Here is a 23,487-nt window from a genome sequence, read left to right on the forward strand (position 1 = left end):
CCGACGTCCTTTAAGGACCCGTCCAGTGAGGCGGGGAAGGAGGTCCACCCGTGGCGTCACGTCAACGTGGCGCGACGGATCCGGCCGGAGATCGCGAGATCTTGTCGGCTGGTGATGTCGCGCGCACTGTCGCCCGAATGGCCCATCAGATCATCGAGAAGACCGCTCTCGATGCACCCAGCGCACCCGACGTCGTCTTGATGGGTATTCCCAGCCGGGGAGCCCCCCTCGCACGCCGTCTGGCCGCTAAGATCGCCGAATTTTCCGGCAAGACGGTGCTCGAAGGCACTCTCGACATCACTCTCTACCGCGATGACCTGCGCAGAGGCCCCACGAGGCCGCTGGAGGCGACGAAGCTGCCCGAGGGCGGCATCGACGACAAGCTGGTCGTGCTCGTGGACGACGTGCTGTTCTCCGGTCGCACCATCCGCTCCGCGCTCGACGCGCTGCGCGACCACGGCCGCCCCCGCTCCGTGCAACTCGCCGTGCTGGTCGACCGCGGCCACCGCGAACTGCCGATCCGCGCGGACTACGTCGGCAAGAACCTGCCGACGGCCAAGACCGAGGATGTCGTCGTGCTCCTCGAGGAGTTCGACGGTCGTGACGGAGTGGTGCTGAAGTGAAGCACCTGCTCTCCACGGACGGCCTCGACCGCGACCAGGCCATCGCGATCCTCGACACCGCCGACCGCCTCAAGCAGGCGTTGCTCGGCCGCGAGGTCCGCAAGCTGCCGACGTTGCGCGGCCGCACCGTGATCACGATGTTCTACGAGAACAGCACCCGCACCCGCGTGAGCTTCGAGATCGCGGGCAAGTGGATGTCCGCGGACGTGATCAACGTCAGCAGCTCGGGCTCCAGCGTCAGCAAGGGCGAGTCGCTGCGGGACACCGCACTGACCCTGCAGGCCGCCGGCGCGGACTGCGTGATCGTCCGGCACCCCGCTTCCGGTGCGGCGCACCGGCTCGCGGGCTGGCTCAAGCACACCAACACGTCCGTGGTGAACGCGGGCGACGGCATGCACGAGCACCCCACGCAGGCGCTGCTCGACGCCGCCACGTTGCGCGACCGCCTCGGCAGCCTCGACGGCCGCCGCGTCGCGATCGTCGGCGACGTCCTGCACAGCCGGGTCGCGCGGTCGAACGTGCACCTGCTCACCGCGCTCGGCGCCGAGGTCACCCTGGTGGCCCCGCCCACGCTCCTGCCGACGGGCGTGGAGAAGTGGCCGGTCACGGTCTCGCACGAGATCGACTCCGAGCTCGCCGGCCAGGACGCGGTGATGTTGCTGCGCGTGCAGGCCGAGCGCATGACCGGCGGGTTCTTCCCGAGCTCACGCGAGTACTCGATCGCCTACGGCCTCAACGAGCGCCGCCTGAAGCTGCTGCCAGAACACGCCGTCGTGCTGCACCCCGGCCCGATGCTGCGCGGCATGGAGATCGCCTCCGTCGTCGCCGACAGCCCGCAGGCCGCCATCACCGAGCAGGTCCGCAACGGTGTCCACGTGCGCATGGCCGTGCTGTACCACCTGCTTGCCCACGAGGAGGAAACCGCGTGAAGCCCTTGCTGCTCAAGGGAGTTAGGCCCTACGGCGAGGGAGAACCGATCGACCTGCTGATCCGCGACGGCGTGATCGCAGAGGGCACGGATCCAGAAGCCGAAGTCATCGAGGGCAACGGGGCGGTTCTGCTGCCCGGTTTCGTCGACCTGCACACCCACCTGCGTGAGCCGGGTCGCGAAGACACCGAGACCATCGAAACGGGTTCGCGAGCGGCCGCTCTCGGTGGCTACACGGCGGTGTTCGCCATGGCCAACACCGACCCGGTCGCCGACAACGCGGTGATCGTCGAGCACGTCGCCCGCCGCGGCCAGGAGGTCGGCCTCGTCGACGTCCACCCGGTCGGCGCCGTCACCGTCGGACTCAAGGGCGAGAAGCTCGCCGAGCTCGGCACGATGGCCGGCAGCAAGGCGAACGTCCGGGTGTTCTCCGACGACGGCCACTGCGTGCACGACCCGTTGATCATGCGCCGCGCCCTCGAGTACTCGAAGGCCCTCAACGCGGTGATCGCCCAGCACGCCGAGGAGCCCCGGCTCACGGTCGGCGCGCAGGCCCACGAGGGCGAGAACGCGTCGCGCCTGGGCCTGCAGGGCTGGCCGGCCGCCGCCGAGGAGTCGATCGTCGCCAGAGACTGCATCCTCGCGAAGCAGGTCGACGCGAAGCTGCACGTCTGCCACGTCAGCACGACCGGCACCGCCGACGTCCTGAAGTGGGCGAAAGCGCGCGGCACCAAGGTGTCCGCCGAGGTCACCCCGCATCACCTGATCCTGACCGACGACCGGTTGAGCACCTACGACCCGGTCAACAAGGTCAACCCGCCGCTGCGCACGCAGCACGACGTCGACGCGCTGCGCCAGGCGCTCGCGGACGGCACCATCGACTGCGTCGCGACCGACCACGCCCCGCACGCGATCCAGGACAAGGACTGCGAGTGGTCGGCTGCCCGGCCGGGCATGCTCGGCCTGCAGACCGCGCTCGGCATCGTCGTCGAGACGATGGTGAAGACCGGTCTGCTGGACTGGCGCGGTGTCGCACGGGTGATGAGCGAGAAGCCAGCCGAGATCGCCGGCCTGACCGACCAGGGCCGTCCGATCGAGGCCGGTGAGCCCGCGAACCTCGTGCTGGTCGACCCGGACGCGACGTGGACGGTGAACGGCGCCGAGCTCGCGAGCGTCGCGGGCAACACCCCGTTCGAGGGCATGGAGCTGCCCGGCGCGGTGACGGCCACCATCTTGCGTGGCCGCGTCACCACGCTGGCGGGAAGGATTGCCGAATGACCCGCGTACTTCTCGTCCTGGCGGTCCTCGCCTTCTTCGCGCTCTGCGTCTACGGCATGTACCACGGCTGGAAGCGCCGTCAGCGCAAGCAGGCGGACCTGCCGGCGTTCCCGGTGAGGCCGGAAGCCCTGGGGGAACCGAAGCTGGCGACCACGGGCGTCTACATCGGCACGACGAACGCGGGCAACTGGCAGGACCGCGTCCAGGTCGGCGACATCGGCCACCGCGCCGAGGCCACGCTGAGCCTGGTGCCGGAAGGCATCGCGATCGACCGGACCGGCGCGACACCGCTCTTCATCCCCGCCGAGTCCATCCGGGACGCCCGGACCGACCGCGGGCTCGCCGGGAAGGTCATGTTCAGCGAAGAGGGACTTCTGGTGGTCCAGTGGGAAAACGAAGGCCACCTGTTCGACACCGGTTTCCGCGGTGACGACAAAAGCGTTTACGAGGAATGGGTAGCGGCTCTAGTGGGAGGCAAGGCGTGACGAACGCGGCATTGGTGCTGGAAGACGGTCGCGTCTTCCGCGGTGAGGCGTACGGAGCGACCGGGCGCACACTGGGTGAGGTCGTGTTCTCCACGGCCATGACGGGCTACCAGGAGACCCTGACCGACCCGTCCTACCACCGCCAGATCGTGGTGCAGACCGCGCCGCAGATCGGCAACACCGGCTGGAACGACGAGGACGACGAGTCGTCGCGGATCTGGGTCGCCGGCTACGTGGTGCGCGACCCCGCGCGCACGCCGTCGAACTGGCGCTCGAAGCGCGGTCTCGACGAGGAGCTGACCAACCAGGGCATCGTCGGCATCGCGGGCCTCGACACCCGCACGCTGACCCGCCACATCCGCGAACAGGGCGCGATGCGGGCCGGGGTGTTCTCCGGCGCCGAGCTCACCGACGACGCGTCGATGGTCGAGCAGGTCAAGGCATCGGCGCAGATGGTCGGCGCGAACCTCGCGGTCGACGTGACCACCGAGAACCCTTACGTGGTCGAGGCGATCGGCGAGAAGAAGTTCACCGTCGCGGCGCTCGACCTGGGCATCAAGTCGAACACCCCGCGGATGATGGCGGCGCGCGGCATCGAGGTGCACGTGTTGCCGTTGACCAGCTCCTTCGAGGACATCCTCAAGGTCAGCCCGGACGGGTTGTTCCTGTCGAACGGTCCTGGTGACCCGGCCACGCAGGACCACGCGATCGCGCTCACCCGCGAAGCCTTGGGGCGCAAGCTGCCGCTGTTCGGCATCTGCTTCGGCAACCAGATCCTCGGCCGCGCGGTCGGCCGCGGGACGTACAAGATGCGCTACGGCCACCGCGGCATCAACATCCCGGTGATCGACGTGGCCACCGGCAAGGTCGCCATCACCGCGCAGAACCACGGGTTCGCGCTGGAGGGCACGCCGGGGGAGGAGTTCGGCTCCGAGTTCGGCCGCGCCGTGCTGTCGCACTACTGCCCCAACGACGGCACCGTCGAGGGCGTCCGGCTGCTCGACACCCCGGCGTTCTCCGTGCAGTACCACCCCGAGGCGGCGGCCGGTCCGCACGACGCGGCGCCCCTGTTCGACGAGTTCGTGACGCTGATGAATGAGGCCCGCTGATGCCGAAGAGGACTGATCTCAAGCACATTCTCGTGATCGGCTCCGGGCCGATCGTCATCGGTCAGGCGTGCGAGTTCGACTACTCCGGCACCCAGGCTTGCCGGGTGCTGCGGGAGGAGGGCATCAGGGTGAGCCTGGTGAACTCCAACCCGGCGACGATCATGACCGACCCCGAGTTCGCCGACGCCACCTACATCGAGCCGATCACGGCCGAGTTCGTGGAGAAGGTCATCGCGCAGGAACGCCCGGACGCGATCCTGGCGACGCTGGGCGGCCAGACGGCGCTCAACACGGCCATCGCGCTGCACGAGCGCGGCGTGCTGGAGAAGTACAACGTCGAGCTGATCGGCGCGGACATCGACGCCATCCAGCGCGGCGAGGACCGGCAGATCTTCAAGGACCTGGTGCGGGGCATCGGTTCCGAGGTCCCGCGTTCGGCTGTCTGCAAGACGATGGACGAGGTGCGCGAGACCGTCGCCGAGCTGGGCCTGCCTGTCGTCATCCGCCCGTCGTTCACCATGGGCGGCCTGGGTTCGGGCATGGCGCACACCCCGGACGAGCTCGAGCGTCTCGCGGCCATCGGCCTGGAGGAGTCTCCTGTCACCGAGGTGCTCATCGAGGAGAGCGTGCTCGGGTGGAAGGAGTACGAGCTCGAGCTCATGCGCGACCGCAACGACAACGTGGTCGTCATCTGCTCGATCGAGAACATCGACCCGATGGGCGTGCACACCGGTGACTCGGTGACGGTCGCGCCCGCGATGACGCTGACCGACCGCGAGTACCAGCACATGCGCGACGTCGGCATCCAGGTCATCCGCGAGGTCGGCGTCGACACCGGTGGCTGCAACATCCAGTTCGCGATCCACCCCGACAACGGCCGCATGGTCGTCATCGAGATGAACCCGCGGGTGTCCCGTTCGTCGGCGCTGGCGTCCAAGGCGACGGGTTTCCCGATCGCCAAGATCGCCGCGAAGCTCGCCATCGGCTACACGCTCGACGAGATCACCAACGACATCACGGGGGAGACCCCGGCGTCGTTCGAGCCGTCGCTCGACTACGTGGTCGTGAAGGCGCCGCGGTTCGCCTTCGAGAAGTTCCCCGGCGCGGACCCGACGCTGACGACCACGATGAAGTCGGTCGGCGAGGCCATGTCGATCGGCCGGAACTTCGTCGAGGCGCTGGGCAAGGCGCTGCGTTCGCTGGAAACGAAATCGGTCGGTTTCTGGACTCAGCCGGACCCGGAGGGCGCTACGCTCGAGTCGGTCCTGGAGCAGTTGAAACGCGGTCACGATGGCCGCCTCTACACGGTCGAGCGTGCACTCCGATTCGGTGCGTCCATTGAGGACGTGTACCAGGCGTCGGGGATCGACCCGTGGTTCATCGAGCAGATCGCCTGGCTCGGCACGTTGCGGCAGGAGCTGCTGGACGCGCCGGTGCTGGACGAGTCCTTGCTGCGCAAGGCGAAGCGGGCCGGCCTGTCCGACCGCCAGATCGCGGTGCTGCGGTCTGAGCTGGCCGGGGAAGACGGCGTGCGCGCCCTGCGGCACCGTCTGGGCGTGCGGCCGGTCTACAAGACGGTCGACACGTGCGCGGCGGAGTTCAAGTCCGAGACGCCGTACCACTACTCGGCGTACGAGCTCGACCCTGCGGCCGAGACGGAGGTGGCCGAGCAGCGGGAGAAGCCGAAGGTGCTGATCCTGGGCTCCGGTCCGAACCGCATCGGTCAGGGCATCGAGTTCGACTACTCCTGCGTGCACGCGGCGATGGCGTTGCGCGAGGCCGGGTACGAGACCGTCATGGTCAACTGCAACCCGGAGACGGTGTCGACGGACTACGACACGTCGGACCGGCTGTACTTCGAGCCGCTGACGTTCGAGGACGTGCTGGAGGTCGTGCACTCCGAGCAGCGCTCCGGCACGGTCGTGGGCGTGATCGTCCAGCTCGGCGGCCAGACGCCGCTGGGCCTGGCGCAGCGCCTGGCCGACGCCGGTGTGCCGGTCGTGGGCACCACGCCCGAGGCGATCCACCTCGCCGAGGACCGCGGCCAGTTCGGCAAGGTGCTGACCGACGCCGGCCTGCCCGCGCCCAAGTTCGGCACCGCCACGTCGTTCAGCGAGGCCAAGGAGATCGCCGACGAGATCGGGTACCCGGTGCTCGTGCGACCGTCCTACGTGCTCGGTGGCCGCGGCATGGAGATCGTGTACGACGAGGAGTCGCTGTCGGGCTACATCGCCCGTGCGACCGAGGTGACGCCCGAGCACCCGGTGCTGGTCGACCGGTTCCTCGACGACGCCATCGAGATCGACGTCGACGCGCTGTGCGACGGCGACGAGGTGTTCATCGGTGGCGTGATGGAGCACATCGAGGAGGCCGGCATCCACTCCGGCGACTCGTCGTGCGCGCTGCCGCCGATCACGCTCGGCGCCTCGGACATCGAGAACGTCCGCCGCTCCACCGAGGCCATCGCCAAGGGCATCGGCGTGAAGGGGCTCCTGAACGTCCAGTACGCGCTCAAGGACGACGTGCTGTACGTCCTGGAGGCAAACCCGCGTGCGTCCCGCACGGTGCCGTTCGTGTCCAAGGCGACCGCGGTCTCGATGGCCAAGGCCGCCTCCCGGGTCATGCTCGGCGCGACCATCGCCGAGCTGCGCCAGGAGGGCCTGCTGCCGGCCACCGGTGACGGTGCCCGGCTGCCCGAGCACGCGCCGGTCGCGGTCAAGGAGGCGGTCATGCAGTTCCACCGCTTCCGCACGCCCGAAGGCCACGGCGTGGACTCGCTGCTGGGCCCGGAGATGAAGTCGACCGGCGAGGTCATGGGCATCGACTCGTCGTTCGGCAAGGCGTTCGCGAAGTCGCAGACGGCCTCGTACGGGTCGCTGCCGACGTCGGGCAAGGTGTTCGTGTCGTTCGCGAACCGCGACAAGCGCGCGATGATCTTCCCGGTGAAGCGGCTCGCGGACCTGGGCTTCCAGATCCTCGCGACGGCGGGCACCGCGGAGGTGCTCAAGCGCAACGGGATCGAGTGCACCGAGGTGCGCAAGCACTTCGAGGGCGACGGCAACGTGGTCGACATGATCATGGCCGGGGAGATCGACATGATCTTCAACACGCCGTACGGCAACAGCGGCCCGCGCATCGACGGCTACGAGATCCGCACCGCCGCCGTGGCGAAGGACATCCCGTGTGTGACCACGATCCAGGGCGCTGCCGCGGCCGTGCACGGCATCGAGGCGCTCATCCAGGGTGACATCGGGGTGACGTCGCTGCAGACGCTCCAGGCCGCGCTGAGGGGTGACGCGTGACGTTCGGTGAACGGCTCGAGAAAGCCGTCGCGGCGCATGGGCCGCTTTGTGTCGGGATCGACCCGCATCCGAGCCTGCTCGACGCGTGGGGCCTGTCCCGCACCGCTGAGGGCCTCGAACGGTTCGCTCTGACGGCCGTGGAGGCGTTCGGCGGCCGGGTCTCGATGGTGAAGCCGCAGGCGGCGTTCTTCGAGTCCTACGGGTCGCGTGGGGTCGCCGTGCTCGAACGGGTGATCGCCGGGCTGCGCGACTCCGGCACGCTGGTGCTGGTGGACGCCAAGCGCGGCGACATCGGCTCGACCATGGCCGCCTACGCCGAGGCGTACCTGGGCGACGGCTCGCCGCTGGCCGGTGACGCCGTCACGCTCTCACCGTTCCTCGGCTTCGGGTCCCTGCAGCCCGCCCTGGACACGGCGCGGGCGACCGGCCGCGGGGTGTTCGTGCTGGCGCTCACGTCGAACCCGGAGGGGGCCGAGGTCCAGCGGACCGTTGCTCCGGACGGGCGAACCGTGGCCCAGACGATCATCGATTTCGCCGCCGCTCGGAATTCAGGCATTTCCCCGTGCGGCGATGTGGGTCTTGTCGTTGGTGCCACGATCGGTGAAACGGACGTGGACCTCGCGGGGTTCAACGGACCGATCCTGGCGCCCGGTTTCGGCGCTCAGGGTGGGTCGGTCGCCGATCTAAAACGGCTCTTCGGGTCCGACATGCGCAACGTTTTTCCGACTTCTTCGCGAGATGTTCTCCGGCATGGACCGGACGTATCGTCGCTGGTCAGCGCCGTGCGGAAGGTTCAGGAGAGCCTCTGAGGCCCCGGCGCGCCGCACCTTTTGGGTGTGGCGCGCTCACCTGGGGAAACATGTGTTGGTAGGGTCCAGCCCACCGGCTGCCCCGCTGGTCACCGGCCTCATAGCACACCCAGAGTGTGCGACGAGTCTCCGGTGGGCGGTGATCAGGCCGTCGTAGGGTGTTGGTACTACTACCACCCGCCGCATCACTCATGACCGCTGAAGATTTACCTGACTGGGTCACGTTGTCCCCAGGCAATTGCGGTCGGTACGGTCGCGGCACCGATCCGAAAAGAATCCCCACACCACGGAGGAAATCGTGGCTCTTCCCCAGCTTACCGAGGAGCAGCGGGCCGCAGCGCTGGAGAAGGCTGCTGCCGCTCGTCGCGTTCGGGCTGAGCTCAAGGAGCGCCTCAAGCGTGGCGGCACGACCCTGACGGACGTGCTGAAGTCCGCCGAGAGCGATGAGATCCTTGGCAAGATGAAGGTGTCCGCGCTGCTCGAGGCCCTGCCGGGTGTCGGCAAGGTGCGTGCTCAGCAGATCATGGAGCGCCTCGAGATCGCTCCGAGCCGTCGTCTGCGTGGTCTTGGTGACCGCCAGCGCAAGGCCCTGCTCTCCGAGTTCAGCGGAGAGTGAGTGACACCGAGACGGGGGCGGGTTCTGCCCGCCCCCGTCTCACCGTCTTGTCCGGGCCGTCGGGCGTAGGCAAGTCCAGCGTTCTGACGGAGCTGCGCAGCCAGCAACCCGATATCTACTTTTCTGTCTCGGTGACCACCAGGGAGCCGAGGCCGGGCGAAGTCGACGGAGTGCATTACCACTTCGTCGGCCACGAGAAGTTCCAGCAGATGGTCGAGGCGGGCGAGTTCCTGGAACACGCCGAGTTCGCCGGAAACCGGTACGGAACTCCTCGCAGGCCCGTCGAGGAAGCACTGGCCTCCGGCCGTCCCGCCCTGCTCGAGATCGAACTGCAGGGCGCGCGGCTGGTCAGGGTGGCCATGCCAGAGGCCCAGCTGGTCATGCTGATGCCCCCGTCCTGGGAGCACCTGGTCGACCGGCTGACCGGCAGAGGCACCGAACATCCGGACGTCGTCGAACGCCGGCTCGCCATCGCCCGCGAGGAGCTGGCGGCCGAAAAGGAGTTCGACGAGGTCGTCGTGAACGCCGACGTGCAGTCGGCCGCGGCCGACTTGCTATCCTTGATGGTCGGACCACGAATTTCAGGAGATTGACGAGTGATCACCCACACCGAGTTCGGTCACCTGACCGGTTCCCCGGAGGGCATCACCAACCCGCCGATCGACGACCTGCTGGAGCAGGTGAGCTCGAAGTACGCGTTGGTGATCTACGCCGCGAAGCGTGCCCGCCAGATCAACGACTACTACGCGCAGCTCGGCGAGGGTCTGCTCGAGTACGTCGGCCCGCTCGTCGAGCCGGGTCCGCGTGAGAAGCCCCTCTCGATTGCTCTTCGCGAGATCCACGCGGGTCTCCTTGAGCACACCGAGGGCGAGTGACTGCGTCATCTGACGCTGATGCCCCCGTTAAGCCCCGGATCGTTCTCGGGGTCGGCGGGGGCATCGCTGCGTACAAGGCCTGTGAGGTCCTGCGGCGGCTGACCGAGTCCGGCCACTCGGTGCGGGTCATCCCCACCGAAGGCGCCCTGAAGTTCGTCGGCGCCGCCACCTTCGAGGCGCTGTCCGGCCAGGTCGTGTCCGCGGACCCGTTCGACGACGTGCACGAGGTGCCGCACGTCAAGCTCGGCCAGAACGCCGACCTGGTGGTGGTCGCCCCGGCGACGGCGAACCTCATCGCAAAGGCCGCGCACGGCCTCGCCGACGACCTGCTGACGAACACCCTGCTGACCGCGCGCTGCCCGGTCCTGCTGGTGCCCGCGATGCACACCGAGATGTGGGAGCACCCGGCCACCCAGCACAACGTGGCGCTGCTGCGCTCGCGCGGTGTGATCGTCGCCGAACCCGCCTCCGGCCGGCTGACCGGAAAAGACACAGGCAAGGGCCGCCTGCCCGACCCCGCCGAGATCGTCGAACTGGCCCGGCTGCTGCTCGTGCGCCCGGACGCGCTGACGCGGACCATGGAGGGCGTGCACGTCGCAATCTCCGCAGGTGGCACTCGTGAACCGCTCGACCCGGTCCGCTTCCTCGGAAACCGCTCGTCCGGCAAGCAGGGCTACGCACTGGCCCGGGTCGCGGCTCAGCGTGGCGCCACTGTGACGTTGGTCGCGGGCAATACCGCGGATCTCTCGACGCCCGCTGGAGTCGACCTGGTCCGGGTCGGTTCCGCGGTCGAGCTGCGCGACGCCATGCACAAGGTCGCGGCCGACGCGGACGTGATCGTGATGGCCGCCGCGGTGGCGGATTTCCGGCCCGTCTCGCTGACCGGCCACAAGATCAAGAAGACCGCCGGCGATCCCGACCCCATCTCACTGACCAAGAATCCCGACATCCTCGTGGAGCTCGTTTCCGCACGTCGGGACGGCCAGGTGATCGTCGGATTCGCCGCGGAGACCGGTGACGAGACGACATCGGTGATCGACTACGGTCGAGCCAAGCTACTGCGCAAGGGCTGCGACCTGCTGGTGGTGAACGCGGTCGGCGACGGCAAGGCGTTCGAGCAGGAGGACAACGCCGGGTGGCTGCTCTCGTCCGACGGGGGCGAAACCGCTATACCACATGGATCGAAAGCGCAACTGGCGTCCGTGGTGTGGGATGCAGTTACCGCTCGTTCGGCTGAACGTCAGTAAGCTTTTCTGCAGTCACGCACAGCGAATAAGGAGTGTCCGTGAGCCAGCACAGCAGCAGGCTGTTCACCAGTGAGTCGGTGACTGAGGGACATCCCGACAAGATCTGCGACGCGATCAGCGACTCGATCCTGGACGCGCTGCTGGCGAAGGACCCGCGCTCGCGCGTGGCGGTGGAGACGATGGTCACCACCGGTCAGGTCCACGTCGCGGGTGAGGTCACGACCGAGGCCTACGCGGACATCCCCACGATCGTCCGCGAGAAGATCCTCGAGATCGGGTACGACTCGTCCCAGAAGGGCTTCGACGGCAACTCGTGTGGCGTCAACGTCGCCATCGGGTCGCAGTCCCCGGACATCGCACAGGGTGTCGACGTCGCGTTCGAGAACCGCGTCGAAGGCGCGGCGGACGAGATCGACAAGCAGGGCGCCGGCGACCAGGGCCTGATGTTCGGCTACGCGTGCACCGACACGCCCGAACTCATGCCGCTGCCGATCGCGCTGGCCCACCGCCTCTCGCGGCGCCTGAGCGCGGTCCGCAAGGACGGCACCGTCCCGTACCTGCGCCCGGACGGCAAGACCCAGGTCACCATCGAGTACGCGGGCGACCAGCCGGTGCGTCTCGACACCGTCGTCATCTCCACGCAGCACGCCGACGGCATCGACCTGGAGAAGCTGCTCGGCGTCGACCTCCGCACGCACGTGGTCGCGCCCGAGATCGCCGAGCTGAGCCTCGACACCTCGAACGTCCGCCTGCTCACCAACCCGACCGGCCGCTTCGTCATCGGTGGCCCGATGGGTGACGCGGGCCTGACCGGCCGCAAGATCATCGTCGACACCTACGGCGGCATGGCCCGCCACGGCGGCGGCGCGTTCTCCGGCAAGGACCCGTCGAAGGTCGACCGCTCCGCCGCGTACGCCATGCGCTGGGTCGCCAAGAACACCGTCGCCGCGGGCCTCGCGACCCGCGTCGAGGTCCAGGTCGCCTACGCGATCGGCAAGGCCGCCCCGGTGGGCCTGTTCGTCGAGACGTTCGGCACCGAGACGGTGGACCCGCAGAAGATCCAGCAGGCCATCAACGAGGTGTTCGACCTGCGCCCGGCCGCGATCATCCGCGACCTGGACCTGCTCCGCCCGATCTACGCCCCGACCGCCGCGTACGGCCACTTCGGCCGCACCGACGTGGCCCTGCCCTGGGAGTCGACGGACCGCGCCGACGCCCTGCGCAACGCCGCCGGCGCCTGATCACCGCACGTCCGGACGGCCCGCTTCCCTTCGGGGAGGCGGGCCGTTTCGCGTTGCCCGAACGCTAACCAGCGCCCGCGATGCCGGCCAGATGCCGTTCCACGGCGGGCACAGGTGCCCCGATCTCGTCGCGGATGGCCGCAGCCTCGTCCCGCAGCGTCCGGTTCCGGGTGACGTCCGCGAGCGCCTCCAGCACGCTCGCCTGCCGCCAGCGGTCACCGAGTTCGCGGTGCAGCGTCAGGCTGCGCTCCAGCAACGACCGCGCCGTGGCGGAGTTGCCGGTGCCGTGCTCGACGACACCGAGCAGGTTCAGCGCCCAGGCGATGCCTTCCTTGAACTCCAGCTCCCCGAACGTGTCCAGCGCCTCGTCGAGCAGCGTTCTGGCCCGCGCCGCGTCGCCCCGGTACCACGCGACCGCGCCCAGATAGGTGAGCGAGGAGGTGGCGCCGCGCCGATCGTTCAAATCGCGTAATTGCTTCAGTGATGTCTGAAGAAAGGTCTCAGCGGTGTTGAGATCACCCGCCAACCACGACGTGGCACCGGAAAGCTGCTGAGCGTAGGCGGCGTTCACCGGGTCGAGGGCGGCCGCCCGGTAGTGGTCCAACGCCGTTTCGTACTCACCCCGTTCGCGGGCCACCGAGCCGAGAAGCCGGTGCAGGCGACCGGTTTGCGAGGGATCGGTCGCGAGTCCCTCCTCGGCCAGCCGGATCGCCTCCGCGTAGTCGCACTCCAGCAGGGCCAGTACCGCCGCGGACGCCAAAGCCTTGCCGCGCAACGGTCCCGAGCCTTTCAACGCCACCGCCAGCCATCTTCGGCCCTCGCGGTAGTCGCCGGTGCGGTGCCAGTACCGGTTGAGCGCGACCGCCAGGCGCAGCACCTTGCCGGTCTCGCCGGTGGAGGTGAACCAGTCCATCGTGCGCCGCAGGTTCGCGTGCTCGACCCGCAACTCGTTCAGCAGCGTGCCGGTCGAGTCGGCCTCGGCGCGTTCGGCCAGGCGCAGGAAGAAGTCGGCGGCGCGGGCGTGCGCGCCGGTGTGCTGTTCGAGGGCGAAGGCGTGCACGGTTTCCAGCATGGAGAAACGGGTTTCGCCGTGGACGCGGGAGACCCGCACGAGAGATTTCGCCACCAGGCCGGTCAACGCGTCCAGCGTGCCCGCCAGTGCTTCGACGAGGTCCGCCGGGAACCCGCCCGCGCACACGGCGAGGTCGGCGAACAGCGCGCGTTCTGGCGACGTCAGCAGGTCGTGGCTCCACGTGATGGCGGCCCGCAGCGGGCCCAGCAGGCCGAACCGGTCGCGCAGCCGGCGCACGATCTGGGCCGGGGTGAGCACCGAGGTGCGGGCGGCGGCGAGTTCCAGCGCCAGCGGCAGGCCGTCGAGCGCCGCGCAGAGCTGGGCGATGGCCGGGGCGTCCGCGTCGGTGTAGGTGTAGGCGGCGCGGTCCAGGAACAGCCGGACCGCGTCGTAGGCGGCCAGTTCGGTCAGCGAGCGCGGTACGTCCGGGTCGGGCACGGCCAGTGGCGGGATCGGGTAGACCGTCTCGCCCGCGACGTTGAGGGGTTCACGGCTGGTGGCGAGCACACGCAGCATGGGGTGCGTTGCGACGAACGCGGCGCACTTCGCGCGCAAGTGTTCGCAGTTGTCCAGTACTACCAAGGTGTTGCCGAGCGTGCCGAGCTCTCGTGCGGTGATGGCGAACGCAGCCGCGACCGCGTCCTCGACGCACGAGGCCGAGGTCAGATCGACCACTGTGGACGATGGTGTGACGTGGCCGGCCAGTCGCGACTTCCCGCAGCCGGCCGGACCGGTCAGCGTCACGACGCGGGTTTTTTCCAGCAGCCGCACCACGTCCTGGGTTTCGCGCTGACGTCCGACGAGAGCGGCACCCGAGTCGGGCGGCGGGCACGCGAGTGCCTCGGTCTCGATCGCGCGCAGACCGGGACCGGGATCGACGCCGAGTTCTTCGACGAGCACGGTGCGGGCACGCCGGACCGTGCTCAACGCGTCCGCGCGTCGGTCGCCGCGTAGTTGTGCGTCGGCGAGGAGCTCCCAGAACCGTTCTCGCAGCGGGTGGCTGACGACCAGCCGTTCGAGCTGGGCGGCCGCGGTTGCGCAGGCACCGCGGCTGATGTCCTGCTGTGCCAGGCTTTCCTCGGTCGCGAGCCTGGCCTCGTGCAGCCGGGTGATCTCGGCGGACGCCCACTCGGACACGTCGCAGTCAGCGAGGGGATCGCCGCGCCACAACGCGAGCGCCGCGCGGGGTGACGGGGCGCGTTCGAAGCGGGTGACGTCGACGTGCGCTGGATCGATCTTCAGCGCGTAGCCCGCGGTGGTGGTGACCAGGACGTCCGTGAGGCCGATCGCGGCCAGGGCGGAGCGGACGCGGGCGATGTGGCTGTGCAGCGTGCGCAACGCCGTGGCAGGGGGTTCGGTGCCCCACAACGCGTCGATCAGCTGCGTTGCGGGGAGCACCGAGGGTGCGCGCAACGCCAGCAGCGCCAGGAGGGAGCGCTGGCGCGTACCGGCGAGGCGCAGCACGCCGCCTGGCCCGGTGACTTCCAGGGGTCCGAGCAGGCGGACGTCGAGTAGGTCCACGCACCAGCGGAGTTCTCAGCGGTGCGTTTGATACATCACCCGGAATAGTTCACTGGTAGCACGCGTCGTAGGGACCCTCCGTGCACGTGTCGGTGCCGCCGAGGCCGTACAACTTGTTCGGCCAGACGTTGCCGGACAACGTGTCATCGCCCGCGGTGCCGTAGACGTCCTGCACGTTCTTCAGCTCGTCGGTCTCGCCCGGCCTGGTCGCCGTGCCGGCCGCGAGGTCGATCGTCATGCCTTCGACGTGGTCGCTGAAGTCGGCGCGGTCGCGCATGTTCGCCTTGGCGCCGTCGATCTTGTCGTTGCCGTACCCGCCCTGCAGGAAGTTGCCGCCCGCGTCGGTGGACGGCTCGTCCAGCACGTCGTCGCCGTCCCCGCCGTAGAGCTGGTCCGGGCCGGTGCCGCCGCTCATCGTGTCGTCGCCGTCGCCACCCTGCAGCGTGTCCGCGCCGGAGCCGCCCTGCAGCTGGTCGTCGCCGTCACCGCCGTGCTGCTCGGTGGGCACCTCGCTGTCGTAGAACACCTGGTCGTGGCCGTTGCCCAGGTAGATGACGATCTTCTGGACCTGCGCGCACTGCACACGTGAGGCCGACAGGCGCGTGCAACCGGCGCCCGCCCGCATCGCGCCGGCATCGCTGATGGTGGTGCCGGAGATGTGGAGCTGGCTGGCGCGCGCCGGCGCCCCGGTGACGACGAGCCTGCCGGCCTCGACCCGCGCGACCGTCGCGGGTTCTGGCGCGGCGGCGGTTCCTGAAGCGGCCAGTGCGGCCGCTACGACGAGCTGAAGCATGAGTTCCCCTCAAGTTCGTGACGGGTACACGGATACGCGCGGCCTGTTGTGGATCGGTTGTGGCGACCGCATCCGGGCCACAACCGCGCCGGTTTCTCCTTGTCGCCATCGACGGGCAGTCCGTCGTGAAGGGGAGGGAAACCATGAGAACCGGCATGGCAGCGCTGATCGGCGCGGTTCTCGCGCTGACGGTGACGCCGCACGTCGCCTCGGCCGACGAACCCGAGCAGGAGATCATCGTCAAGTTCCGGGAGGGCGCGTCACGATCCGACGCGCTGGCCCAGTCCCGTTCGCGGGTCGTCGCGGACGCCACCGACGGCGCCGAGGTGCTCGCTTCCGCGGACGGCGCGGAGTCGATCCGGGTGCTGATGGCCCGCGGTGACGTCGAGTACGCCGAGCCGAACATCGTCCTGGACGCGACGGCCGTCCCGAACGACCCGTTGTGGCCGCAGCAGTGGCATTACTGGGAGTCTCCCGGCGGCATCGGGCTGTCCCCGGCGTGGGACCAGGGACCGTCCGGGGCGGGACAGCGGGTCGCGGTGATCGACACCGGGCGCACCTCGCACCCGGACATGACCGCCAACTACCTCGGCGGCTACGACTTCATCAGCAACGCGGGTTTCGCGAAGGACGGCAACGGCCGCGACGCCAACCCGATGGACCAGGGTGACTGGCGGCTGGCGGGGCAGTGCGGTCCGGGTTCGGCGGCACGGCCGTCGAGCTGGCACGGCCTGCACGTCGCGGGCACCGTCGCGGCCCTGCGCAACAACGCGACCGGTGGCACCGGCGTCGCGCCGTTGGCCAAGGTCGTCCCGGTGCGCGTCCTCGGTACGTGCGGCGGCACTTTGGCGGACATCGCGGCGGGCATCGTGTGGGCCGCCGGTGGCGCGGTGCCGGGTGTTCCGGCGAACCCGAACCCGGCCAAGACGCTGAACCTGTCGCTCGGCGGCCCGTCGGCCACGTGCCCGGCGACGTTGCAGAACGCGATCAACACGGCGCGCAACGTGCACGGCGCGACCGTCGTCGTCGCGGCGGGCAACGACAACGTGAACGCTGGTGGGTTCACACCGGCGAACTGCGGTGGCGTGATCACCACGGCGGCCACGGACCGGCAGGCCAACAAGGCGTCGTACTCGAACTTCGGCGCGACGGTCGAGATCTGCGCGCCGGGCGGCGAGACGTCACCGGTGGTGGCGAACGGTGTGCTGTCGACGTTGAACAGCGGTGCGACCGTGCCGGCCGCGTCGATCTACAAGCACTACCAGGGCACCAGCATGGCGACCCCGCACGTCGCCGGTGTGGTGGCGTTGATGCAGCACGCTCGTGTGCAGCACTTCAAGCCGTTGCTGACCCCGGCGCAGGTGTTCGTGAACCTGAAGGCGACGGTGCATCCCGTTGCCGGTCAGTGCGGCAAGGGCAGGCTGGACGCCCGTGCCAGTGTGGCTGCGGCGATTGCAGCCGCCTGAGTGTCACTGTGAACAAGGCCCCGGTGATCCGGGGCCTTTGTTCATACGGGTGACGGTTACCAGACACGTATTGAGACTAGAAACTCGTCCTATGTCGCTCTCTCGTCGTGGGTTCATGGCTGCTGCCGTCGCCGCTGCCTCTGGCACGATGTTGCCACCGTCGGTGTACGCCGCGCTCGCCCGTGAGCCCCGCACGGGAGGGTTGCGCGCGATCAAGCACGTCGTGCTGTTGATGCAGGAGAACAGATCGTTCGACCACTACTACGGGACGTTGCGCGGCGTACGGGGGTTCTCTGACCGCAACGCTCTTCGCGGTGTGTACGAGCAGTCCGGGGTGCTGCCGTTCCCGGTGCGTGAGGCGGCGTCCGGGCGGGACATCCAGTACATCGGCGACCTGGACCACAGCTGGAACGGCGGGCACTCGGCGTTGCGCGGCGGGTGGAACGACAACTGGGTGCCGGCGAAGACCGCGGCGACGATGGCGTTCTACACGCGGCAGGACATCCCGTTCCACCACGAGCTGGCGGACACCTTCACGTTGTGCGACGCCTACCACTGCTCGGTGCCCTCTTCCACGTCGCCGAACCGGAACTACTGGGTGTCCGGGTACACCGGATTCGAGCCGACCGGCGCCCGTGCGACCGGCAACGCGGCCTACAACGAGGACAACCACGCCGGGTACACGTGGACGACCTACCCGGAGCGGCTCGAGGCGGCGGGGAAGTCGTGGCGGGTCTACCAGGAGTGGGACAACTTCCAGGACAACAACCTGGAGTTCTTCGTGCGGTTCAAGGAGATCGCGCGCAAGGTGCTGCCTGCCGGCTTCAAGTCGCTGGACAAGCTCTACGGCACCGGCGACCCCGCGCTGATCGGCAAGATCGATCTTTCTGTCCTGACGCCGGCTGAGAAGTCGTTGTACACGCGCGGATTGCAGCGGGTGCGGCCCGGCGGGCTGGGGGAGGCGTTCCGCGCCGACGTGAACTCCGGGAAGCTGCCGGCGGTCTCCTACCTGGTTCCGTCCTCTGTGGACTCCGAGCACCCCGGCGCGTCGTCGCCCGCGGCCTCCGCCTCGATCACCTACCAGGTGCTGGACGCGTTGGCGTCCAACCAGGAGGTGTGGGAGTCGACGGTCCTGCTCATCACCTACGACGAGAACGACGGCTTCTACGACCACGTGCCGCCGCCGCGCCCGCCGTTGTCCGTCGCCGACGAGTACGTGGGTGACCGGCCGTTGGGGCTGGGTACCCGCGTGCCGATGACCGTCGTCTCGCCGTGGTCCGTTGGCGGGTACGTGTGTTCGCAGGTGTTCGACCACACGTCGATGACGCGGTTCCTGGAGCGGTGGACCGGGGTGCGGTCGGAGGAGATCTCCGCGTGGCGCCGGACCGTGGCGGGCGACCTGACCTCGGCGTTCGACTTCGACCGGCGGCGCACGTGGCCCGAGGTGGGCGAGCCCGCAGCGGTGCCGCCGGCCTCGCCGCGCTGGCGCCCCGCACCGCCTTCCGACCAGAAGATGCCGGAGCAGGAACCCGGACGGCGACGTGCGCGCGCTCTGCCGTACCAGCCTGACGCGTCGTTGCGCGGGTCGCGGCTGGAGATGTCGAACTCCGGTTCCGCGTCGACGCATCTGGCGCTTTACCCGTACTCGGGACAGTTCGCCGTTCCGCAGCACTTCGACGTTGCTTCGACTGCCTCTCTTGAGGTTTCGGGCGATCACGACCTGGTGTTGCTGGGCCCCAACGGCTTCCGCCGTGAGTTCGCCGGAACGTCGTCGGACAGCGCGCGCGTGTCGTCGTCGGTGCGCGGCTACAGCCGTGTGCTCACGCTGACGTTCGAGAACTCGGGCTCATCGCGGCTGACGTTCGTGCTGGGGCGGCGCCGGTACGCGGTTCGTCCAGGGCACCGGCACGTAATCCCGTGGCTGACCGCGATGAACTCCGGCTGGTACGACCTGACCGTGACGGTCGAGGAAGAGCCGAAGTTCCGCCGTCGTCTGTGCGGGCACATCGAGAACGGCCAGGAGTCGATCTCCGGCTAACGTGGGGCCCGTGGAGATCACGGGGGACGAGATCCGGCGGCGCATGGTGGAGTTCGAGTCGCTGGATCCGGGCGGCCTGGTCGTCGAAGGCGCCCGGATCGTCGGCCAGCTAGACCTGTCCGACGTCGTGGCTAAGCGCCCACTAGTGCTGCGTGACTGCACGACCGAACTCCCCGTGGTGCTGGACCGCGCGCAGTTCGCGTTGCTCGACCTGAGCCGGCTTGTCGCGCCGATGGTGCGGGCGAACCGCCTGACCGTCGACCACGACCTGAGGCTGAGCGGGGCGCGGCTCACGTCGGAGGAGGAGTACGCCCTCCACGCGCGAGGGATCCGAGTCGGCGGAAGCCTGTACCTCGACGAGGACTTCAACGCGACCGGAACCGTCGAACTCAACGGCGCGCGCATCGGCGCGGTGCTGTACTGCCGAGGCGCGCAGCTACGCGGCAACGGCGGGGCCGGTGCCGCGCTGTACGCCGTCGACCTGCACGTGGGTTCCGCAGTCTTCCTCTCGAACGGCTTCTCGGCCGTGGGCACCGGCCGCTACGCCGCCGTGCGGATTCGGGGCGCGAAAATCGACGGGCAGCTGATCCTGCGGGACGGCCGGTTCTCGTCGTCGGACACCGCGTTAGACCTGAGACATGTCCAGGTCGGTACGGAACTGCTCATGCCGTTCGACGGCATCGAAGGTCAGGTGCAGCTCGAAGGACTGACCTACCAGGGCCTGCCACGTGACGCCACAGTGGACGAATGGCTGTCGTTGTTGTCCACGCGCACGCCCAACTACTCGACACAGCCGTGGGTGCAACTCGCCGACGCACACGCAGCGGCGGGCAACGAACGTGACGTGCGGCGCATCCGCGTTGCCCAGCAACGTGATCTGCGCCGCCGCGGCCAGCTCTCACGCTGGGGCCGCACCTGGCACTTCGTCCGCGGCGTGACCGTCGGCCACGGCTACCGCCCCGCTCTGGCATTGCTGTGGCTGGCCGGTGTGCTGGCTCTGTCGGTGGGCATCGTTACGCTGTCGGGAGCGGTGCGTTGCTCGGCGGTAGAGCAGGTCGGCTATGCCCTGAACGTGGCAACACCCCTGGTCAAGGTAGATGCGGGTCGCTGCACGGTGGCCCCTTCGTCTGCCGGCCAGTTCGTCCTGGCCTCGACGTGGCTGCTGCAGATCCTGGCCTGGGCGTTCGCGACCCTGTTCGTGGCGGGCTTCACCGGTTTGGTGAGGCGCAACGCGTGACTGTCGGACCGGTCTGATACACCAGGAGGTATGAGCGCGAAGGCCGGAGCGAGAAAAGGGGAGCGAGTCCCCGCTGCCTCGCTGCCGGTCGCCCGGATCGTGGTGGACGTGCCGCTGGCCCACCTGGACCGCCCCTTCGACTACTCGGTTCCGTCCGAACTGGACGCCGTTGCAGTTGTTGGGTGCCGCGTCCGCGTCCGGTTCGCTGGCCAGCTGGTCGACGGCTACCTGTTGGAACGCGTGGCCAGCTCCGACTACGGGAAGAAGCTCGCGTTCATCGAGAAGGTCGTCTCGCCCGAACCGGTGCTGTCTCCCGAGATCGCCGCATTGGCCCGCACTATCGCCGACCGGTATGCGGGCGGGATGATCGACGTGCTGCGGCTCGCCATCCCGCCCCGGCATGCCCGTGCCGAGGCGGCCGCGCCTGGGGAGCCGGCGCCGTTGCCTCGGGTTCCGGCTTGGGTGCCTTCGCATTCTCGCGCCGTTTCTGGTGGTGGGGCGGCGTTGGTGGGCGGGGTGGAGTCCGGTGGGGACCAGCCCGGTGGGGTGGAGTTCGCCGGGGCGAAGACCGGCGAGGTCGCGGAAGCGCCGTCGGCCTCGCTCATCGCGCCTTCCGCCGCTCCGGCCGCATCGTCCGGCGGCCCGGCCACGTCGCCTGACGCGCACTCGGCAGCGTCCCCGGCCGACGCTCAGCCACCAGCCTCGACCCTCGGACCCTCCGACACCTCGACCGCCCCATCGGCCGCACCCGATCCACCCCCACCCGGACGTTCGCAGCTTCCCGCCGTCCCCGCCGACGCCTGGTCCCGCTACCCCCGCGGCCTCTCCTACCTGGAAGCCCTGCGCTCAGGCCGCCCCGCCCACGCCGTCTGGCAGGCCCTGCCCTCCGAAGACTGGCCGGCCCGCCTGGCCGAGGCGGCGGCCGCCGTCGCCTCCACGGGGCGCGGCGTCGTCATCGTCGTGCCTGACCACCGCGACTCGGCGCGGGTCGCGGAGGCCTGTGGCGCGCTGATCGAGGGCGTGGTCACGCTGTCGGCTGACCTGGGGCCGTCGGAGCGCTACAAGCGGTGGCTGGCGGTGCGCCGCGGCATTGCGCGGGTGGTGATCGGCACGCGGGCGACCGCTTTCGCGCCGGTGGTCGATCCCGGGCTGCTGGTGGTGTGGGACGACGGTGACGACCTGCACGTCGAGCCGCGGTCGCCGTATCCGAACGTGCGCGATGTGCTGGTGCAGCGCGCTCACATGAACGGTGCCGCTCTGTTGATCGGCGGTTTCGCCCGCACTGCCGAGGCCCAGTTGCTGGTGGAAACGGGCTGGGCGCACGAGATCGTGGCGTCGCGGGATACCCTCCGGGCCGTGGCGCCGCGCGTGGTCTCCGTGGGCGACAACGAGTGGCAGGACGTCAAAGACTCGGCGGCCCGCACCGCTCGCCTGCCGTCGATCGCGTTCGACGCCGCCCGGTTCGCGCTTTCCGACTCGCCGGTGCTGATCCAGGTGCCGCGCCGCGGGTACGTGCCGGCGCTGGCGTGCGGGCAGTGCCGTGGTCCCGCGCGATGTCGCCGGTGTGCCGGGCCGCTGGCGTTGCCGGGCGGTATGGAGGACGGGCTGCCCAAGCCCGCTTACTGCCGGTGGTGCGCGGCGACGGAGGCCGGGTTCCGGTGCCCGACGTGCGGGTCGCGGCGGCTGCGCGGGCAGATCATCGGGGCTCGGCGCACGGCGGAGGAGCTGGGGCGGGCGTTTCCCGGGTTCGCGGTGCGCACCAGCGGTGCGGACGAGGTGCTGACGAAGGTGCCGGGCAAGCCGGCGTTGGTGGTGGCTACGCCGGGGGCCGAACCTGTGGCCGAGGGCGGGTACGGCGCGGTGCTGCTGCTCGACGGGTGGGCGTTGCTGGGCAGGGCCGACCTGCGCGCGTCCGAGGAGACGCTCCGGCGGTGGATGACGGCGGCGGGGCTGGTGCGGCCGGGCAACGGGCGGGTGGTCGTCATCGCGGACTCGTCGCTCACGCCGGTGCAGGCGCTCGTGCGGTGGGATCCGGTGTGGCACGCGGCGACCGAACTCGCGGCGCGGACCGAGCTGGGGTTTCCGCCCGCGGTGCGGATGGCGACCGTCGACGGCAGCCCGGACGCGGTGAACGCCCTGCTGGACGAGCTGAGGCTGCCCTCGTCCGGGGAGATTCTCGGGCCGGTGCCGTTGAACGACGACGAGACCAAGGAACGCGCACTCGTGCGGGTCGCGCGCAGCGAGGGACGCCAGCTCGCCGCCGTGCTCGCCGAGGCGCAGGCCGTGCGGACCGCGAGAAAGGAGCAGGATCTGGTGCGGATCAAACTGGATCCGCTCGAGGTGCTCTAGCCAGGGTCAGCTCTCGTAGTAGGAGCGCAGGCTGGCGATGTTGCGGCGGATGTCCTCGTCGCTGAGCTTCTCGTACTGCAGGTACTCGCTCATGTACGTCATGAGGTCGCCGCGTTCAGGATGCTCCTCGCCGGCGATGACGTGCGCCGTCGTGCCCGCGATGCCCGCCGGGAACAGCAGGAACCCGTCCAGTCCCGCCATCGTGTCGAAGGACGCGTTCTTGGCCTCCCACAGCAACCACACGTCCTCCTCGCGGCCGCACTCGGCGAGCAGCAGCGCGGCGAGGACCATCGTCTCGCTCAGGCCCCAGCCCTCGCGGTGCGTGGCGGTCTCCGCGGCGAGCAGGTGGCGCAGCAGGTCCGCGTCCCCCTCACGGCGTTCGCGCAGGAGGAGGTGCAGCGCCTCTTCGCGGTCGGCCTCGTCGAGCGGGGTGTTCGCGTAGTCCGTTCGCAGGAGGTCAAGATCGATCGACACCTCCGCACCTTAGGCCTTCATCAA

General features: G+C 69.4%; 19 protein-coding genes. 16 read left to right on the forward strand and 3 right to left on the reverse strand.

Features of this window, described 5'->3' with window-relative positions; translation table 11 throughout:
- The first annotated feature begins 50 nt into the window (after positions 1-50).
- From pyrR to metK, 12 genes are all read left to right on the forward strand, one after another.
- Positions 51-623: a bifunctional pyr operon transcriptional regulator/uracil phosphoribosyltransferase PyrR gene (gene pyrR, locus ACIA8G_RS00800; protein WP_396416149.1), complete on the forward strand. Its 573-nt coding sequence runs from the start codon at positions 51-53 to the stop codon at positions 621-623.
- Positions 620-1,552, forward strand: a complete 933-nt coding sequence (locus tag ACIA8G_RS00805; RefSeq protein WP_396416150.1) for an aspartate carbamoyltransferase catalytic subunit — start codon at positions 620-622, stop codon at positions 1,550-1,552. Before pyrR ends, ACIA8G_RS00805 begins: the two co-directional genes overlap by 4 nt.
- Complete coding sequence (locus ACIA8G_RS00810) at positions 1,549-2,829, forward strand: dihydroorotase (RefSeq protein ID WP_396416151.1); 1,281 nt, start codon at positions 1,549-1,551, stop codon at positions 2,827-2,829. The genes ACIA8G_RS00805 and ACIA8G_RS00810 overlap by 4 nt, the downstream gene beginning before the upstream one ends.
- Positions 2,826-3,314 (forward strand): transporter, encoded by a 489-nt coding sequence (locus ACIA8G_RS00815; RefSeq protein WP_396416152.1) that lies wholly within the window; start codon positions 2,826-2,828, stop codon positions 3,312-3,314. Before ACIA8G_RS00810 ends, ACIA8G_RS00815 begins: the two co-directional genes overlap by 4 nt.
- The gene (gene carA, locus ACIA8G_RS00820) at positions 3,281-4,423 is read left to right on the forward strand and encodes a glutamine-hydrolyzing carbamoyl-phosphate synthase small subunit (RefSeq protein ID WP_396416153.1); all 1,143 of its coding nucleotides are present in this window, start codon (positions 3,281-3,283) and stop codon (positions 4,421-4,423) included. The genes ACIA8G_RS00815 and carA overlap by 34 nt, the downstream gene beginning before the upstream one ends.
- On the forward strand, positions 4,423-7,725 hold the full coding sequence (gene carB / locus ACIA8G_RS00825) for a carbamoyl-phosphate synthase large subunit (protein WP_396416154.1): 3,303 nt from the start codon (positions 4,423-4,425) through the stop codon (positions 7,723-7,725). Before carA ends, carB begins: the two co-directional genes overlap by 1 nt.
- A complete protein-coding gene (gene pyrF / locus ACIA8G_RS00830) occupies positions 7,722-8,534 on the forward strand; it encodes an orotidine-5'-phosphate decarboxylase (protein WP_396416155.1) in 813 nt (270 codons plus the stop codon). The genes carB and pyrF overlap by 4 nt, the downstream gene beginning before the upstream one ends.
- A 298-nt stretch (positions 8,535-8,832) precedes the next feature.
- Positions 8,833-9,150, forward strand: coding sequence for an integration host factor, actinobacterial type (gene mihF / locus ACIA8G_RS00835; RefSeq protein WP_030481817.1), 318 nt, complete (start codon positions 8,833-8,835; stop codon positions 9,148-9,150).
- Complete coding sequence (gmk, locus tag ACIA8G_RS00840) at positions 9,147-9,743, forward strand: guanylate kinase (RefSeq protein ID WP_396416156.1); 597 nt, start codon at positions 9,147-9,149, stop codon at positions 9,741-9,743. The genes mihF and gmk overlap by 4 nt, the downstream gene beginning before the upstream one ends.
- Before the next feature lie 3 nt (positions 9,744-9,746).
- Positions 9,747-10,025 (forward strand): DNA-directed RNA polymerase subunit omega, encoded by a 279-nt coding sequence (rpoZ, locus tag ACIA8G_RS00845; RefSeq protein WP_396416157.1) that lies wholly within the window; start codon positions 9,747-9,749, stop codon positions 10,023-10,025.
- Complete coding sequence (coaBC, locus tag ACIA8G_RS00850; RefSeq protein WP_396416158.1) at positions 10,022-11,272, forward strand: bifunctional phosphopantothenoylcysteine decarboxylase/phosphopantothenate--cysteine ligase CoaBC; 1,251 nt, start codon at positions 10,022-10,024, stop codon at positions 11,270-11,272. Before rpoZ ends, coaBC begins: the two co-directional genes overlap by 4 nt.
- Before the next feature lie 38 nt (positions 11,273-11,310).
- Positions 11,311-12,513 (forward strand): methionine adenosyltransferase, encoded by a 1,203-nt coding sequence (metK, locus tag ACIA8G_RS00855; protein ID WP_396416159.1) that lies wholly within the window; start codon positions 11,311-11,313, stop codon positions 12,511-12,513.
- Between the two features lie 64 nt (positions 12,514-12,577).
- Here metK and ACIA8G_RS00860 read toward each other — a convergent pair whose 3' ends face one another.
- Both ACIA8G_RS00860 and ACIA8G_RS00865 read right to left on the reverse strand, forming a co-directional pair.
- A complete protein-coding gene (locus ACIA8G_RS00860; protein WP_396416160.1) occupies positions 12,578-15,106 on the reverse strand; it encodes a BTAD domain-containing putative transcriptional regulator in 2,529 nt (842 codons plus the stop codon).
- A gap of 49 nt (positions 15,107-15,155) precedes the next feature.
- Positions 15,156-15,899: a hypothetical protein gene (locus ACIA8G_RS00865; protein WP_396416161.1), complete on the reverse strand. Its 744-nt coding sequence runs from the start codon at positions 15,897-15,899 to the stop codon at positions 15,156-15,158.
- Between the two features lie 143 nt (positions 15,900-16,042).
- On the opposite strand from ACIA8G_RS00865, the gene ACIA8G_RS00870 reads away from it, so the two are divergent.
- The 4 genes from ACIA8G_RS00870 to ACIA8G_RS00885 all read left to right on the forward strand — a co-directional run bounded on the left by ACIA8G_RS00870 (position 16,043) and on the right by ACIA8G_RS00885 (position 22,989).
- On the forward strand, positions 16,043-17,365 hold the full coding sequence (locus tag ACIA8G_RS00870; protein ID WP_396416162.1) for a S8 family serine peptidase: 1,323 nt from the start codon (positions 16,043-16,045) through the stop codon (positions 17,363-17,365).
- 91 nt (positions 17,366-17,456) lie between these two features.
- Positions 17,457-19,403: a phosphocholine-specific phospholipase C gene (locus ACIA8G_RS00875; RefSeq protein WP_396416163.1), complete on the forward strand. Its 1,947-nt coding sequence runs from the start codon at positions 17,457-17,459 to the stop codon at positions 19,401-19,403.
- A 10-nt stretch (positions 19,404-19,413) separates the two neighbouring features.
- Positions 19,414-20,640: a hypothetical protein gene (locus ACIA8G_RS00880; protein ID WP_396416164.1), complete on the forward strand. Its 1,227-nt coding sequence runs from the start codon at positions 19,414-19,416 to the stop codon at positions 20,638-20,640.
- A 30-nt stretch (positions 20,641-20,670) separates the two neighbouring features.
- A complete protein-coding gene (locus ACIA8G_RS00885) occupies positions 20,671-22,989 on the forward strand; it encodes a primosomal protein N' (protein WP_396416165.1) in 2,319 nt (772 codons plus the stop codon).
- A 6-nt stretch (positions 22,990-22,995) separates the two neighbouring features.
- Here ACIA8G_RS00885 and ACIA8G_RS00890 read toward each other — a convergent pair whose 3' ends face one another.
- Positions 22,996-23,463, reverse strand: a complete 468-nt coding sequence (locus tag ACIA8G_RS00890; protein WP_396416166.1) for a hypothetical protein — start codon at positions 23,461-23,463, stop codon at positions 22,996-22,998.
- Positions 23,464-23,487 lie beyond the last annotated feature (24 nt).

This window comes from Lentzea sp. NPDC051213 (assembly GCF_044455585.1).
GTDB lineage: Bacteria > Actinomycetota > Actinomycetes > Mycobacteriales > Pseudonocardiaceae > Lentzea.